Source organism: Micromonospora sp. NBC_00821, from assembly GCF_036347035.1.
GTDB lineage: Bacteria > Actinomycetota > Actinomycetes > Mycobacteriales > Micromonosporaceae > Micromonospora > Micromonospora hortensis.
Map to the genome: position 1 here is coordinate 7,181,998 of NZ_CP108880.1, position 16,115 is coordinate 7,198,112.

A 16,115-nucleotide genomic window follows, 5' to 3' on the forward strand; every position below is an offset into this window, starting at 1 on the left:
ACATGGCGGGAGGTTACTCCCCGGTCACCTTCAAAGCGACCCCCTGGATGTCCAGATGTCCACAGCCGCCGCGCCAACAGTTTCGGAGCCTTCGGTAACCGGCCGACTTCCCGCCCTCGACGCGCTGCGAGCAATCGGCGCGGTGGCGGTCGTCGGTCACCACGTCGGGTTCCAGACCGCCGTCACCATGAACACCACCTGGGGCGGCTGGCTGGCTCGACTGGACGTCGGCGTCGCCATCTTCTTCGTACTGTCCGGGTTCCTGCTGTTCAGGCCGTGGGCGCTCAACGCCGCGACGGGCCGGGCTCGACCCCGCGCCAAGCGCTACCTGTGGCGGCGGGCCCTGCGCATCCTGCCCGCCTACTGGTTGGCGGTCGCGGTCTGCCTGGTCGTCCTGCCGCAGAACGGGCAGGCGTCCGTCGGCGACTGGATCCGGCACCTCACCTTCAGCCAGATCTACCAACCCGGGCAGTTGCGCGCCGGGCTCAGCCAGACCTGGAGTCTCGCCACCGAGGTCGTGTTCTACCTGATCCTGCCGTTGGTCGCCGTGCTCGCCGTCGGCCGGTCCTGGCGTCCGGTCCGGACCATCCTGATCGTCAGCGGAAGCGCGCTGCTGACAGCGGGATGGCTCACCCTGATGGGGCTCGGCTGGCTCGACGCCGCCCTGCACACCATGTGGTTCCCCTCGTACGCCGCCTGGTTCGGCACCGGCATGGCACTGGCGGCGGCGCACGTCGCCCTACGCACCGGGACCGCGCCCGCGGCCTTCCGGGTCCTGGACGACCTGGCCTCGGCGCCGGTCACCTGCTGGGCCGCCGCCGTCGGCCTGATGGCGATCGCGACGACACCCGTCGCCGGTCCCCGCGACCTCACCGAGCCGACGGCCGCCGAGTTCGGCGTCAAGCTGGCCCTCTACCTCGTGATCGCGGCGCTGATCCTGATCCCGGTGGCCTTCGGCGGGCCGAGCCGGGCCAAGGAGATCTTCGGCAGCTCGTCCGCCCGGTGGCTCGGCACGGTCTCGTACGGGCTGTTCCTGTGGCACCCCATGGTCATCGAACTCATCTATCTGGTCGACGACCGACAGCTGTTCACCGGCGGGCTGCTCAACACCTTCGCCCTCACCATGGCCTTCGGTCTGGTGTACGCCGCGGTCAGCTACTACGGCGTCGAGCGGCCCCTGCAACTGCTCGGGTCGCAGGGTCGGCGCCGACCCACCGGGCGTGGGCGGACGTCCGGGCCCCCCGCCACCGACGTGGCCGTACCGGCCACCACGCCGCCGACCGTCGCGGCCGGCACTCCGGTGCCAACGGTCGGCGGGTAGCGCCCAGCGCTGGCCCATCGGGGCATTGCCGGCCGGCACACCAGCCCCTAATGTGACGCGGGTCGCTAAATTACTTGAGAGTAGGGTTCGCGTGGAGCGTCGCTTCGGCATGCCCGGACACGTGTTGTTCCTCAACTGGCGAGACACCCGCAACCCCGAGGGCGGCGGTTCCGAGGTCTACGTCGAACGGATCGCCGCCGAGCTGGTGGCGCGCGGATTCCGCGCCACTCTCTTCTGCGCCGCCCACAGTCAGGCACCCGCCGACGAGGTCAACGAAGCCGGCGTACGGCTGGTGCGGCGCGGCGGCCGGCACAGCGTCTACCTCTGGGCGGCACTCTGTTACGTCGTCGGCGCGCTGGGCATCGGCCCACTGGCGGCCCGCCGCGGCGGCCGGCCCGACGTCCTGGTCGACGTCTGCAACGGGTTGCCGTTCCTCGCCCCGCTGTGGTCACGACGCCCGGTGGTCAAGCTGATCCACCACGTGCACCGCGAGCAGTGGCCGGTGGTGCTTCCGAAGTGGGCTGCCCGGTTCGGCTGGTGGATCGAGTCGTCGCTCGCCATACGCGTCTACCAGCGGTGCCGGTACGTCACCGTCTCCGAGGCGACCCGCCGAGAGCTGTCTGTGCTGGGCGTGCCGACGGAGCAGGTCTCCGTGGTGCACAACGGCACCCCGACGCTGCCCCACACCGACGCCGAACGGGCGACGTTCCCGCTGCTCGTGACGCTGAACCGGCTGGTGCCCCACAAGCGGGTGGAGGTGGCGCTGCGAGCCGTCGCGGCCCTCGCCGACGAGCTGCCCCAACTACGTCTGGTCGTCGCCGGCCAGGGCTGGTGGGAGTCGCATCTGCGTGAACTCGCCGCGGAGCTGGACATCACCGAGCGGGTGGACTTCCGGGGCTTCGTGACCGAGGAGGAGAAGGCCGCCCTGCTCGCCTCGGCCTGGGTGGCCCTGACCCCGTCCCTCAAGGAGGGCTGGGGGCTCACGATCGTGGAGGCGGGGTCGGCGGGCACCCCGACTGTGGCGTTCCGGGGAGCGGGCGGAGTCGCCGAAGCGGTAGTCGACGGGCGTACCGGCCTGCTGGCCGACGACATCGACGACTACCTGATGAAGGTGCGCACGCTTCTGCGCCGGGATGAGCTGCGGCGGGAGATGGGCGCCCAGGCCCGGGAGCACGCGGCGAGTTTCACCTGGCAGGCCGCGGGTGGGCGCTTCGAGGCGATCCTCAAGGGTGTGGAGTCGCCCCGCCCAGTGCAGCAGCGGGGCGAGCCGTCCTACCTGTCGCCGTAAACCGCTGGGGCGTACGGGTCTTTCTTACCGGCGCGCTTGGCCGCCTCCGAGACGAGCTTGGCCTCACTCGCGGCCTCCTCGTCGGTGGCGGTCGCGGCGGCCGAGATCCCGCCGAGAGCCAGGATCCCCAGCAACGCCGCCACCAGGCCAGACACGACCAGGGTCAGAGCTCTACGCATGCCAATCCTCCAATGGCGAGACGTGCGAGCGGACGTTACCACGCGGTAGCTCGCCGGTGTAGTGCCGAAACGGCGGCAGCGATGACCACCAGAAGGGCAGCGCTGAGGGCCGCTACCACCGCCAGTCGGGCGGGCCCGGACCCGCCCGATTCCCGCACTGTGGCCGGGTTGCGGTACAGCGTCAGGAACGGTCCGTCGTGGACGCGTTCCAGGCCGCCGAGCACCTGAGAGTCGACCTCGCCGGAGACCTCGCGCTGCACCAGGACCCAGCGCACCCCGGTGGTCCAGACCGGCCGCCCCTCGGCCAGCGCCCGGCGCATCTCACGGACGCGCGGGTTCTCGCCAGCCACGGCGACGTCGCCGACCCGGAGCGTGTCATCGGTCAGGACCGTCCCCGGCAGATAGCGGGGTGCCGGGTCCAGGACGACCCGACCAGGGTTCCACTGGTACGCCCGGTAGGCGCTCAGCGGCAACGCGAGGATCTCCCCCGGCTCCTCCTCGATGTGCTCGGCCACCCGCTGCCACTCCGTCGGATAGCTCACCGGCCGAAGCCGACCGGCACCGCCGAACGCGAGGTCCGGCAGGACCGCCACCGGCAGGAACAGCAGCCCGACCAGGACCACCCCGGCCACCTCCCGGTCGATCCGGGCCACCAGCCGCTCGGCGCCCAACGCCGCGCACACCACCAGCAGCAGGGCGTACGGCGCCAGGAACTTCTGCCCATCTCGCAGCAGCCCCGCGCCGGGCAGGTGCACCACCGCCCAGCGCAGCGCGGCATCCCCGCCGGGGAGCAGCCCGAAGGCGGCGAGCAGAAATCCGGTCCCGGCGAGCACCGCCAGTCTCGCCGCCCCACCCGGGGGCAGCCGGCGTCGCAGCAGGCCCGCACCGACACCGGCCAGGATCAGCAGCACGAGGGCCGCCACCGGCACCAGTGGTGCCGCGCGACTGGAGGGGGTGGCCTGCGCGCTCCAGATGCCACCGGTACCGGCCAGCGCCACCAGTGGGCCGGCCCAGTTCTCCGAACGCGCCGCGAACGCCGCCACCCCCGCCGGGTCCGAGGAACCCCCGGCACCGGTGACCAGCGCCGCGACCACCCAGGGGGCGTTGAGCACTCCGACCGCGGCCAACGCTTGCCGGGACCGGTGCGGATGCATCCGCTGCGACACCAGCAGCGACCGGGGCGCGAGCATCCGGTCCGACGTCAGCACCAGCACGGTGCCCAGCGCGATCAGACCGCCGGTCGGAGTGATGGCGGCGGGAGCGGCGGCGAGCACCACCCGGGCGAGCGCGCCGTCTCGCCCGGCCCGCAGGTCCAGCGCCGCCCGCACCAGCCAGGGCAGCGCGGCGTACGCGAGCAGCAGCCCCCACTGCCCGATCAGCAACCGCTCGGCGAGGTACGGCGTCCACGCGTACGCCACTGCGGCGAACAGCCGGACCGCCCGCCGTTCGGTCGGCACCAACCGGCCGGCGCCGACCGCCGCGAGGAAGACCGCCCCGGCGAGCGCGAGCCGCTGCACCACCCAGCCCGGCACGAGCTGGGTGACCAGCGAGACCAGCGCGTCCATCGGCACCGCCCGGGGCAGACTCTGCGCCGGGGCGACGAGATCCCAGGTCAACGGCTGCCGGGGTACGAACACCATGTCGTACAGCAACGCGTAGCCGGGTGCCGCCAGCGGGGCCAGCACCACAACGGTGACCGCCGCCGCTACCGCGTACAGCGACAGTGTGTCCCGCGCCCGCCGAACCGGTGCGGCCTCGACGCCGTCGGTCGGCTCAACCATTCACGACGCCGGCACCGCCCGGCCGACGGTGATCAACTCGGTGCACACTCCGACCCCTGGCGTCCGCACGGTGACCTCGACGGCGTCCCCCGCACCTTCCAGCAGGAAGAACAGGTCGTTCAACCCGCGTCGCAGGGTGATCTCACGTGTGGCGTCCCCGAGCCGGAACAGCGCTGTCGAGTCACCCGAGCTGAGGTAGCCGAAGTGCACCACGTACGGCCACTCCACCAGGTACCCGTCCAACGGGATCCGAGTGGGTTGCCCGCCCTGGGCCAGGTGCCCGCAACCGTCCACCGGGCCGGGCACGATCTTCCGTCCCTGAACCACTACCGGGCGGATCCGGCCGAGATCATCGAACGTCGACGGTCGCGCGGCCTCCGTCACGAAGGTGGGTCGACGCTCGGCCGGGCGGAAGAAGTGCGACTGGAGATTGTCAGGCCAGAAGTAACCGGCGATCACCCGGTCCGGGACGGCGGTGTCGAAGAAGACGGTGCCCGGCGGCGCCGCGGCGAGCTCGGCCTGCGTCGTCGCGAGATAGTCCCGCCCGTACTTCGTACTCCAGTTGTCCCCGAAACGGGCAGTGCTCCACAGGGTGCCCACGCCGATGGTCGCCAGGACGACGATCATCGAGACCAGGCCGACAGCGAACGCGCCCGGCTCCCGCAGGACCGTCGGCACCGGCCACGCCGACACCTCGTCCTCGTCGGTGTCCTTGATCCCCAGCAGGGCCGCGCCCACACAGATCGCCGCGACCAGCACCACGTCGGCGACGTACCGGGGGACGACGCCGACCAGTGGGCCGAGCGGCCCACCCAGCCGGGTGATGGCGAAGAGCGCGGCGACCAGGCCGAGGTAGGAGGTGAGCAGCAACCAGGCCCGGCCGGCCGACGGACGCCGTCGGACGGTGACCACTACCAGCGTCGCCAGCGCCGCCCACGACAACCACTTGGCGATGTCGTACGGATCGACGAGCGGGGGACCGTCACCGGCGTAGCTCCAGCGCCAGGGACCTCCGAGCAGACCCGGCACCACTGTCTCGCCGACCAGGTCACCGAGGAAGTTGAGGATCGGGCCGACGGACGAGGGCTCGTCCAGCTCGCGGGCGGCGGGCCGGGTCAGGTAGAACGCCAGGTATCCCCCCGACAGCGCGCTGAGCATCAGCCAGGCCGGCCAGTGCCGGCGGATCGCCGCCGCGAGGCTGCGCCATACGCCACCGGAGGTGAAGAGGAAGACCGTCAGCAGGAACAGCAGCGGCACGATCAGCAGGGACTTGGTGTCGAAGAGCAGGCCGAACACCAGCCAGAGCGCGACCGCCACGAGGTGCCGCAGGCGACCGGTCCGCACGTACCGGACCTGGGCTGCCACCGCCATGACCAGTGCCAACTGCATCGGCAACACGAGCAGCCCGACCAACCACAGCGAGGAGACCTCAAGCGTCAGCGGGCTGAACACGAACAGGCACAACGGAATGAGCAGGCCCCAGCTTGGCCGGAGCAGATCCCGCAACAGCCGGTAGACGGCGATCCCGGTCGCCGCCTGGCCAACCGCCAGCAGCAACACCCACGGCCAGGTGGCGAAGCCCGCCGCCCGCACCATCGCCCACGCCACCAACAGGCCGCCGGGCATGAGGTGGTTGTTGAACGTACGTAGGAGATAGTCCGCGTCCAGTCCGGTGTCGAGAACCTGGGCGGCGATGACGAACTCGTCCTGCGAGAACCAGCCACGGGTGGCGAGGCCGGCGCGCCAGGCGACGGACACCGCGATGAGGGCGATCGCCACGGCGCGGACGGGGTCGGCGCGGAGCCATCGGCCGATCGGCCCGGGCCCGTCGCCGTCGGACGCGACGCGTTCCGGATGCGTCTCGGCCTCAGCTTCTGGCATTGACATGGTCGGCAGCCTGCCACACGCTTACACGCCGTGGGGACGGCCGTTCTCCCGATAACGCCACCGCAGCGCCCCTGGTCGCCCGTCCGTGCCCGGTCCGGATAACGTCGCGCGACAGTCGTCGGCTGCAGGTGCGCGTCCGGCCGGTGAAGACAGGAGCCGAAATGCGTGCAGAGGTGGCCAGTGGCGCCGCTCCGGGGTCCAGCCGGAGCCGGCACACGGCCCGACGGTTCCGGCACCTGGTCATCTGCATCGCTCTCACCGCCCTCGCCTTCCAGCAGGCCCCGGGCCAGGTCGTCCCGGACACCAAGGTCGACCTGAACGTCAACCCGGCCGGGTGGCTGCTCCGCTCACTGCACCTGTGGGACCCCACCGGCACGTTCGGTCAACTACAGAACCAGGCGTACGGCTATCTCTGGCCGATGGGCCCGTTCTTCCTGCTCGGGTCGGAGTCCGGCCTCGCGCCGTGGGTGGTGCAGCGGCTGTGGTGGGCGCTGCTCTTCTGTGTCGCCTACCTGGGGGCCGTACGCCTGGCGGGTCGGCTCACCATCGGAACGCCCGCCGGGCGCATGATCGCCGGCGTCGCCTTCGCGCTGTCACCGCGCATCCTCACCCAGCTCGGCTGGTCCTCGGTGGAAGCCTGGCCCAGCGCCGTCGCCCCCTGGGTGCTCATTCCACTGGTCGGTCTCGCCGCGGGCACGCGACTGCGACGTGCCGTCGCCGCGTCGGCCATCGCCGTCGCCTGCGCCGGTGGGGTCAACGCCACCGCCGTGTTCGCCGTGGTGCCACTGGCAGTGCTCTGGCTCGCCACCGTCCAGCCCGTACGCCGGCGGGTCACCGCCATCGCCGCCTGGTGTGGCGCGGTGGCCCTGGCCACCGCGTGGTGGTTGGTTCCGCTGCTGGTCCTCGGGCGATACAGCCCACCCTTCCTGGACTACATCGAGACCGCCCGAAACACCACCAGCGTCACCGACGGGGTGACCACACTGCGCGGCGCCTCCTACTGGGTCGCCTACCTGGCCTCCCCGTTCGGACCGACCATCCCGTCCGGTGCGCGACTCGCCAACGAGGCGGTGCTGGTCGCCGCCACCCTGGCGGTCGCCGCCCTCGGTGTCCTCGGGCTGTCCCGACGGGGGATGCCGCACCGCCGGTTCCTCATCACCGGTCTGGTGCTCGGCGTCGCGCTCGTCGGTCTCGGGCACGTCGGCGACCTGCCGAACATCCTCGCCGGGCCGCAACGGGAGTTCCTCGACGGTGTCGGCGCACCCCTGCGCAACGTGCACAAGTTCGACGTCCTGCTCCGCCTGCCCCTGTGCCTGGGCATGGCGCACCTGATCGGGCTGGCCGTCCGGGCTGCGCGCACCGCGCCCGCGCGGCACCGTCCGCGAACCGTCGCACGCGCCTGGCTGACCGCCGGTGCCGCGATCGTCGCCGTCACGGCGGTCGCCACGCCCGCCCTCGCAGGTGGTCTCGCCACCCCGGGCGCCGTCAAGGAGGTGCCCGGCTACTGGCACGACGCCACCGACTGGCTCGACGCGAACACGGGACGCGGGCGGGTGCTCGTCGTACCCGGAGCGCGTTTCCCGTCGTACGACTGGGGCAACACCACGGACGAGATCACTCAGCCGCTGCTCAACAGCCGGTGGGCAGTACGCAACGCCATTCCCTTCACCCCACCGACCACGATCCGACTGCTGGACGTGATCGAGTCGACGCTCGCCACCGGCGCCGGGTCGACCGGCCTGGCGGATCTGCTGGCCCGATCCGGAATCAGTCACGTCCTGTTCCGCGCCGACCTCGACCATGGCCGCTCCGACACGGCGCGCCCAGCGGTGGTCCGGCAGGCGCTGGAGCGCTCACCCGGCTTGACCCGCGTCACGTCCTTCGGCCCCCTGCGCGGCGGGCCCTCGTCCCCCGACGAGTTCCGCGACCACGGGCTCGACGTGCCCGTCCGGGCGCTGGAGGTCTACCGGGTCGACCGGCCCGTCGAGCCGGTCGTCGCCTACGACAGGTCCGACGTGACCACAGTGGTCGGTGGCCCGGAATCACTGCTCGACCTCGCCGCGGCGGGGCAACTCGGCTCGGCGCCCACCGTCCTGGCCGGCGACGCGTCGACAGCCGACGTCGCCGGACCGGTGGCGATCACCGATGGTCTGCGCAGGCGGGACGTGTCGTTCGGCGGGCTGCGTGACAACACCTCCCAGACGTTGACCGCCGACGACACCTTCGAGGTCACCGCGCCCGCCCACGACTACCTGCCCGAGTGGGGCGCGGAGCACTCCACCGTCGCCCGCTTCGAGGGCATCGACGCGATCCGCACCTCCACCGCCCGTTCGCAGGTGGGCTCCCCCGGCGGTGCCCGCCCCGAGCACCAGCCGTACGCGGCGATGGACGGCAACCCGGCGACCTCCTGGCAGTCCGCGCCGTACTCGCCCAGCGACCAACAGTGGATCGAGGTGAGCCTCGCCGACCCGACGACTGTCACCCGGGTCGAGGTGTGGTTCGACCTGAAGGCCGATGCCCTGCCCACGACGGTGACCGTCAGCGCCGGGTACGAGAGCAGCACCGTCGAACAGTTCAGCGACCACATGGTGTTCGAACTGCCCGGCGTCCACGCCACCCGCGAGGTCCGGGTCTCGGTAGACAGCGCGTACGACCTGCGCCCGTTCGGAAACGGCTCGGTCGGTGTCGCCGAGATCAAGATCCCGGGCATCCAGACCAGCCGCACCCTGGTCCTGCCCACCGCACCGGTCACCGACCGGCCGGCGGCCGTCGTCGTGTCCGCGGCACCCACGACACCGGCCTGCTTCTCCGTCGACGGCTACCCGCGCTGCTCCACCGACGCCATCCGTGGTTCCGAGGACGGGTCCACCATCGACCGGACAGTGACCCTGCCGGCGGCCGGCGCGTACGACGCCAAGCTGTGGGCACGACCCACAGCCGGCCCTGACCTGGACAACGCCCTCGACAAGCTGGTGACCGACGCGCAGCCGTTGCGCCTCGCGGCGCAGATCAGCGCCTCCTCGACGGCGGTGCCCGACCCGACCGGCCGGGCCGGGGCGGCACTCGACGGAGACCCGGCCACCAGCTGGTCACCGGCGATCGACGACGAGGCACCGATCCTGCGACTCAAGTGGCTCAAGCCGCAGACCATCACCGGTCTCCGCTTCTCGGTCGACGACAAGACACCCGCCACCCGTCTCGGCAGTGTGCGGGTGGTCGGCGACGACGGCTTCCGCAGCAGCCTGCTCGGCGACGACGGGCTGCTCCGCCTGGACCCGCCGATGCGGACCGACGAGATCACCATCCAGTTCCTCGACAAGCCGTCCGCCACCAGCACCGACCCGTACAAGCTGCGGTTGCCGGAGCGGTTGCCCGTCGCGGTCGGCGAGGTGACGGTGCTACCCGGAGCGCCCACCGTCGGACCGCGCCCCGACGCACCCCTGACGCTGGCCTGCGGATCGGGGCCGACGCTCCAGATCGGCGCGGCACGGGTCACCACCACGCTGCGCGGCACGCTCCGCGACCTGCTGGAGATGCGCGAGATGCCGGTGACGCCGTGCGGCCGGGACACGCCCCGGCAGCTTGACCTGGGCCGCGGGGAGCACCGCATCGTCACCACCCCGGGCAAGCTGGCCTGGCCCACGAGGGTCGCCCTGGTACCGAAGACGACCACTCCCGCCCCGGCGACCGCCAACGCCAGCGCCAGCGTCACCGAGATCGAGTCCTGGGCGGCCACCGAGCGACGGGTACGGGTGGCCAGTCACCCCGTCGACCGGGTGCTCGCCGTACGGGAGAACACCAACACCGGCTGGCAGGCCACCCTCGGCGGGCGGACGCTGAAACCACTGGTGGTGGACGGTTGGCAGCAGGGCTGGATCCTTCCCGCCGGCACCTCCGGAGAGGTGCTGTTGCGTTTCGCACCGGACACGCCGTACCGGGCGGGGCTTCTCCTCGGCGGCATCCTGCTCGCGGTGGTGATCCTGCTCGCTGTGGTGCCCGCCCGACAGCCCACCGGGCGAACCCCGGCGACCGTCCCACCGCGCGGCCGACGTCGGGTCACCCGCTCGCTGCCGCTGCTGGCCGTCGGGGCCGCCGCGCTGGTGCTGTGGAGTGGCCTCATCGGCGGCCTGCTGGTCGCGGCGGGATTCATGCTGGCGGTACCCGGCTCACGCCGCCTGCCCTGGCCGGCCGACCCACGCCGGGCCAGGACGATCAGCCGGGCCGTCGAGACCTGGCTGCCCGGCGCGCTCGTCCTGCTCGCCGGGTTGCTCTACCTCGACTCGACGCGGCGGAACACCGACGCGCTCGTGCAACTCACCATCGTCGTCGCCCTGGGCGCCCTCTGGCTCTCCACCGCCGCCCGACGGCGGCCCGTACGCCGGGCCAGGCCGACCGCCGCGACCGCAGCCGTTGCGGCGGTCATGGCGGGACCGACGCGGGAGACGACCGAGCCCGACGCCACCGCGCCTGTTGTGGCTGAGCAGGACACCAGCGAGCCGGACGCGGCCGATCACGACCCGGCCGATCACGACCCGACCGAGCCGGCGAGACCCGGCCCGGCGGCCGGGCCGGCCGACGGGCAGCTTCCGACCTTCTCCGAGATCACGTGAGCCCCCGACGACCCGTCCGTCGGCAGAAGACGGCCCAGACGGAGCTGGCACGCGGATGGAGCACGGGCCTCGGCGCTGCCGGACTCAGCGTCACACTGGCCGGGGTCCTGGTCAACGGCCTGGCCTACCTGGTGCCGGTCCTGGCCGCCCGGCGGCTCGACCCGGCCGACCTCAGCGCGCTCGCCACCGCCCTGGGTCTGGTGGCGATCGTCGGTGTGCCAGGGCTCGGCCTGCAACTGGCCGTCGCCGTGCACCGCGCCCGGCACGGCGCCTCCGACACTCGGCGGCTCACCGCCGTCACCGCCGCAGTGTGCGCGGTAACCCTCGTCGCGGCGACACCACTGCTGGTCACCGCCCTGGATCTCCCGGTCGAGATGCCCGCGCTGCTCGCGGTCACCACCGCGGCGATAGTGCTCTCCTCCCGATCGCTCGGAGAGTTGCAGGGTGGCCAACGCTTCGTACGACTCGCCATCGGGATGGCGCTGCTCGCCGCCGGCCGCTACGGCGGCGTGATCGCCGGGTTGCTGCTCGACGCGGGACCGACCGGCGCGCTGGCGGTCGGCGCGTTGACCGCCGCCCTCACCCCAGCGGTGCTGGCCCGACTCGCCCGCGAGCCCCGACGGTCGTCCACCGCCCCACGGTTGACCGTCGCTCAGGTCGTTGCCGGCGGCGGCGCGACCCTGGCGATGCTCGTCGTCTCCTACGCCGACCTGCTGCTGTCCCGGCAACTGCTGTCCCCGTCGGATTCCGGGGCGTACTCGGTCGGCACCGTCCTGAGCAAGGGCGCGCTCTGGGCACCGCAGGTCGCCGCCGTCCTCGCCCTACCGCGGCTGGCCCGCGGCGACCGGCGCAGCCGAACGGTTGCGCTCGCTGTGACAGGCGGGTGTGGCGTGATTCTGGTCCTCGCCTCGACGCTCGCCGGAGGACTCGCGTTCCGCCTCGCCGGTGGGCCCGACTACGACCACCTGGGCCGGTACGCACCAGTCTTCGCGGCGGTCGGTGCGCTCTACGCGGTGACGTTCGTGCTGCTCAACGACCGCCTCGCGGCCGGCGCACGCTGGGCGGCGGCACCACTGTGGGTGGGGGTGGCCGGCCTGGTGGCCGTCACCGCGACCCTTCGGCCGCACACCGTCCCCGGTCTCCTCCTCGCGGCACTGGGCACTGCCATCGTCACCACAGCGCTGATGGCGGTGACAGCCCGTCGGCCCGCGCCGGTTCCGGCGACCGAGCCGACTAGTCCTCTTCAAGCCAGTCCGTCAGCAGTCGGTGGTCGATCGAGTCCACCCGACCGAGCGGACGACCCGAGGCCACCCGGTCCCGCAGCTCCGCCCGGGTGAACCAGCGCGCCTCCAACAACTCCTCGCCGTCCACGCGTACCTCGTCGGAGGTGGCGGTGGCCCGGAAGCCCACCATCAGGCCGGCGGGGAACGGCCATGCCTGTGACCCCTGGTAGGTCACGTCGGTGACTGTCACGCCCGCCTCCTCGCCCATCTCACGACGGACCGCGTCCTCCAGGCTCTCGCCGATCTCGACGAAGCCGGCCAGCGTCGAGTACGCGTCCTCGGCCGCACCCGCGTGCCGGGCCAGCAGACAGCGCCCCGGCCGACCGGGTGCCTCGACCAACACGATGATGGCCGGCTCGATCCGGGGGAACAGCAGACGTCCGCATTCGGTGCCGGCACACGTCCGCAGGTGCCCGCCGCCGCCGGCGACCGCCGGCGCGCCGCACGTCCCGCAGAATCGCTGCTGCCGGTGCCAGTGCAACAAACCCCTGGCGTACGCCAGGACTGACGCGTCCCCGGGCTCGATCCGCCCGACCAGTGCCCGCACGTCGACGGACCGCACCGCACCGGCCATCTCGACGGCGGACCGCTCGGGGAGCGCGGAGAGGTCAGCCGCGAACACGGCGGCTTCCCCGTCGAGCCCCAGGAAGACTGTCTCGCCGACGGCGGACCGGACCAGCGCCGCGCGCTCCGCGCTGAGCCGGATCGGCCCGTGTCCGTCGACGAGACAACGGTCACGCCACAGCGGCAACAGCACTGTGGTCGACTCGGTGAGCAGCGCATCCAACCGCGTCGGATCGGTGCGCAACGGTCCCGCCCGGTCCAGCGATCCGCCCCCGTACGCCAACACCCGCTCCGCAGTGTCCACCCGGTCACCGTGCCACGTCGGCGGTGGGTCGTCGGCACCGCCCCCGGACCGGTGCGACACGCCGAACGACACGCGGTAGCAGCGCCTGGTGGGCGTAGCCAACGAGGAGGGCCGGGCATTCGTTACCGTAGGTGCCTCCGGGAGGGAGGACCTCCCGCGGCACCCTGGCGATCGAGGTTGCAGTGACGCTGTACGGCGAAAACAGTCCACCCGCCGACGACCGGCCCACAGTGCAGGTCACCGCGGTCACCTGGCCGGACGACGGACCTGAGCCGGTCAGCACAGCCACTCCCGGCGAGCCGGACGGCGGCCCGCGCCGGCCGCGTCGGGTGCGCATGATGCTCGCCGCCGGCATCACCGGTGGCGTCCTCGCCGCCGTGGCGGGCGCCGGTGCCTGGGCGTACGCCGGTGACGTCCCCCGTGGCACCAGCGTGCTCGGCACCGAACTGGGCGGCCGGAGCCGCGCGGACGCCGACCGGGAACTGCGGGCAGAGCTGGACCGGCGGGCGGCAACTCTCGCCACGCCGCTGAAGGTCACCGTCGACGGGCGCACCGCCGAGATCAACCCCGCCGACGTGGGGCTGACCGTCGACGTGCCGGCGACCGTCGCCGCAGCAGCCGAGGCCGACGCGCACCCGGTCAGCCGGTTGGTCGGCTCCCGCACCGTCGAGCCCGTGGTGACAGTCGACGCGGCCCGGTTGGACGACGCGCTCCGTAAGGTGCTCGGCGACCAGGCCCAGGGCATGACGATGCCGGCGATCACCTATAAGGGCACCACGCCGAAGGTCGTACAACCCAAGCCCGGGCTGGCTCTGAACCCGGAGCGTTCCGCCGAGGTGGTCCGCACCGGCTGGTTGGCCGGCGCCCCGGTCACCGTGCCCCTGGTGGAGACCCACCCGGCGACCACTCCGGAGGAGTTGGACCGGATGGTCAGTGAGCTGGCGAAGCCGGCGGTCGCCGCACCGGTCACCCTGCGCACCAACAAGGGCCAGGTGTCGATCCCGCCCGCCGCCATCGCGAAGAGCCTCCGGTTCAGCACCGACAAGACCGGCAAGCTCACCCCCTCGGTGGACGTCAAGCGGCTGCGGGCGGCGCTCGGCGACAAACTGGCCGCCATCGAGGTGCCGCCGAAGGACGCCACGATGACGATTTCCGGTGGCCGACCCACAGCCATGGAGGGGCGATCCGGGCAGCAGCTGGACACGGCAGCCCTCAGTCGAGACCTGCTGGCCGTCCTACCCAGGGCGGAGGGCCGCGAGGTGACCGGCGAGTTGAAGCCGACACCGCCGCAGCTGACCGCGGAGAAGCTCGCCGGCCTGGGCATCAAGGAGCGGGTGTCGACCTTCACCACCCGGTTCACCGGTGGCATGGCCTCATCGCGCAGCCAGAACATCGCGACCATCGCGCGGAAGGTGGACGGCACCGTCGTCCTACCTGGAAAGACGTTCTCGCTCAACGGGCACACCGGCGAGCGCGGCTACGCCCAGGGCTACCGGGACGCACCTGTCATCCTCGACGGCAAGCTGGTGCCGGGCGTCGGCGGCGGCACCTCGCAGTTCACCACCACGCTGTTCAACGCGACGTACTACGCCGGCTTGGAGGACGTCGAGCACAAGCCGCACTCGTACTGGTTCGACAGGTACCCGGCCGTCATCGAGTCCACGATCTTCTGGCCGAACCTGGACTTCAAGTTCCGCAACAACACCGAGTACGGCGTACTCATCGACACGTCGTACACGTCCAGCACGATCACCGTGTCGATCTGGAGCACGAAGATCTACGACAGCGTGAAGACCGAGTACGGGCCGCGCCGCAACATCACGACGCCGAAGCAGATCCACCTGTCTCCCGGCCCCTCGTGCATCGAGACCAACGGCATCAACGGCTTCACCCAGGACGCCTTCCGGGTCATCAAGAAGGGCGGCACCGTGGTCAAGCGGGAGAAGTTCACCTGGCGCTACGACGCGGAACCCCGCTACGTCTGCGGGCCCAAACCGTCCTAAGGGCTCACCCGGTGCGGGTCGATCCCGCCGTGAGGTCCGCCCTGCTCCGGGTCCAGCCCTGCTCCGGGTCCAGCTCAGGTCGGGGGTCAGCCCTGCTCCGGGTCCAGCCCTGCTCCGGGTCCAGCTCAGGTCCGGGGTCAGCTCAGGTCGGGGGTCGGGTCGCCGGCGTTGCCGCCGTGGCCATCGCGCTTGCCGCCCTGCGGTGGCATCGGGACCGTACGACTCTCCTGCACCCGGATCTCGGCCCGGAACCGGTGCGCCGCGGGGTGCCACATCTCCTCGAACGGACCCATTACCTCACCACCGATACCGCGACGACGCACCCGGGACGCGAGCCACCAGAGGGTACCCAGGACCGCGGCCACGCAGCCCGTGAACACCACAAACACCAGGACCTCATCCACGGGCCGAGCCTAACCCTGGGCGCCAGACCCAGCCCTGAACCGCCGCGATCTTGCACTTTCTGTCGTCGTAACGCGAAGTCTGAGGCGATTTGTCGCCGCACAAACTGCAAGATCGCGGGGGAGAGTGGGCGCGGGGGAGATCCCAGACCTGCTGAGCTGCTGAGCTGCTGAGCTGCTGAGCTGCTGAGCTGCTGAGCTGCTGAGCTGCTGACAGCAGGCTCGCTGACCGTCGCCTGGCCCGGTCGTCGCCGGTCCGCCGGCCGCAAGATCGTGCAACATCCTGGATGTAGTGGTGTCCCAACGCAGCTGAGGCCACGACAACCAGGATCGAGCGTGACCTTGCCTGCCTCAGGGCAGCTCGGACCCCAGACCCGGCCCCACCGGTCATCCGATAGCCCGCGGAGACCGGGGAGACCCGGCCGATCAACCACACGAGGAAACGCGGGAAAGGGGAAACGCAGATAAGGCCACCCCGTTAGGGGTGGCCTTAT

The 16,115-nt window shown here is 71.8% G+C and carries 10 protein-coding genes; 5 read left to right on the forward strand and 5 right to left on the reverse strand.

All coding sequences use genetic code 11. The features are described from left to right. Positions 1–55: 55 nt before the first annotated feature. On the forward strand, positions 56–1,321 hold the full coding sequence (locus OHB44_RS33000; RefSeq protein ID WP_330439269.1) for an acyltransferase family protein: 1,266 nt from the start codon (positions 56–58) through the stop codon (positions 1,319–1,321). Positions 1,322–1,430: 109 nt separating this feature from the next. Next, positions 1,431–2,609 (forward strand): glycosyltransferase family 4 protein, encoded by a 1,179-nt coding sequence (locus tag OHB44_RS33005; protein ID WP_330441308.1) that lies wholly within the window; start codon positions 1,431–1,433, stop codon positions 2,607–2,609. Here OHB44_RS33005 and OHB44_RS33010 read toward each other — a convergent pair. The 3 genes from OHB44_RS33010 to OHB44_RS33020 are packed head-to-tail and all read right to left on the reverse strand — an operon-like array spanning position 2,594 to position 6,450. After that, on the reverse strand, positions 2,594–2,788 hold the full coding sequence (locus tag OHB44_RS33010) for a hypothetical protein (RefSeq protein WP_112589285.1): 195 nt from the start codon (positions 2,786–2,788) through the stop codon (positions 2,594–2,596). The two genes, OHB44_RS33005 and OHB44_RS33010, sit on opposite strands and share 16 nt — an antisense overlap. Positions 2,789–2,823: 35 nt before the next feature. Next, complete coding sequence (locus tag OHB44_RS33015; protein WP_238684868.1) at positions 2,824–4,569, reverse strand: DUF3367 domain-containing protein; 1,746 nt, start codon at positions 4,567–4,569, stop codon at positions 2,824–2,826. Next, positions 4,570–6,450: a hypothetical protein gene (locus OHB44_RS33020; RefSeq protein WP_372488337.1), complete on the reverse strand. Its 1,881-nt coding sequence runs from the start codon at positions 6,448–6,450 to the stop codon at positions 4,570–4,572. A gap of 167 nt (positions 6,451–6,617) precedes the next feature. Here OHB44_RS33020 and OHB44_RS33025 point away from each other — a divergent pair, with 167 nt between their 5' ends. Both OHB44_RS33025 and OHB44_RS33030 read left to right on the forward strand, forming a co-directional pair. Then, the gene (locus OHB44_RS33025) at positions 6,618–11,066 is read left to right on the forward strand and encodes an alpha-(1->3)-arabinofuranosyltransferase (RefSeq protein ID WP_330439272.1); all 4,449 of its coding nucleotides are present in this window, start codon (positions 6,618–6,620) and stop codon (positions 11,064–11,066) included. Beyond that, complete coding sequence (locus OHB44_RS33030) at positions 11,063–12,403, forward strand: lipopolysaccharide biosynthesis protein (RefSeq protein ID WP_442932642.1); 1,341 nt, start codon at positions 11,063–11,065, stop codon at positions 12,401–12,403. The genes OHB44_RS33025 and OHB44_RS33030 overlap by 4 nt, the downstream gene beginning before the upstream one ends. On the opposite strand, the gene nudC is transcribed toward OHB44_RS33030, so the two are convergent. Beyond that, entirely contained in the window at positions 12,300–13,217 is a 918-nt protein-coding gene (gene nudC / locus OHB44_RS33035; RefSeq protein ID WP_266304183.1) for an NAD(+) diphosphatase, read from the reverse strand. The two genes, OHB44_RS33030 and nudC, sit on opposite strands and share 104 nt — an antisense overlap. Before the next feature lie 182 nt (positions 13,218–13,399). On the opposite strand from nudC, the gene OHB44_RS33040 reads away from it, so the two are divergent. Continuing rightward, positions 13,400–15,220: a VanW family protein gene (locus tag OHB44_RS33040; RefSeq protein WP_330439273.1), complete on the forward strand. Its 1,821-nt coding sequence runs from the start codon at positions 13,400–13,402 to the stop codon at positions 15,218–15,220. 137 nt (positions 15,221–15,357) lie between these two features. On the opposite strand, the gene OHB44_RS33045 is transcribed toward OHB44_RS33040, so the two are convergent. Further along, a complete protein-coding gene (locus tag OHB44_RS33045; protein ID WP_330439275.1) occupies positions 15,358–15,624 on the reverse strand; it encodes a hypothetical protein in 267 nt (88 codons plus the stop codon). Positions 15,625–16,115 lie beyond the last annotated feature (491 nt).

Coding starts and splice junctions, on each gene's coding strand:
- OHB44_RS33000 (WP_330439269.1), top strand. CDS start 56: ATGTCCACAGCCGCCGCGCCAACAGTTTCGGAGCCTTCGGTAACCGGC.
- OHB44_RS33025 (WP_330439272.1), top strand. CDS start 6,618: ATGCGTGCAGAGGTGGCCAGTGGCGCCGCTCCGGGGTCCAGCCGGAGC.
- OHB44_RS33020 (WP_372488337.1), bottom strand. CDS start 6,450: ATGCCAGAAGCTGAGGCCGAGACGCATCCGGAACGCGTCGCGTCCGAC.
- OHB44_RS33005 (WP_330441308.1), top strand. CDS start 1,431: ATGCCCGGACACGTGTTGTTCCTCAACTGGCGAGACACCCGCAACCCC.
- OHB44_RS33010 (WP_112589285.1), bottom strand. CDS start 2,788: ATGCGTAGAGCTCTGACCCTGGTCGTGTCTGGCCTGGTGGCGGCGTTG.
- OHB44_RS33015 (WP_238684868.1), bottom strand. CDS start 4,569: ATGGTTGAGCCGACCGACGGCGTCGAGGCCGCACCGGTTCGGCGGGCG.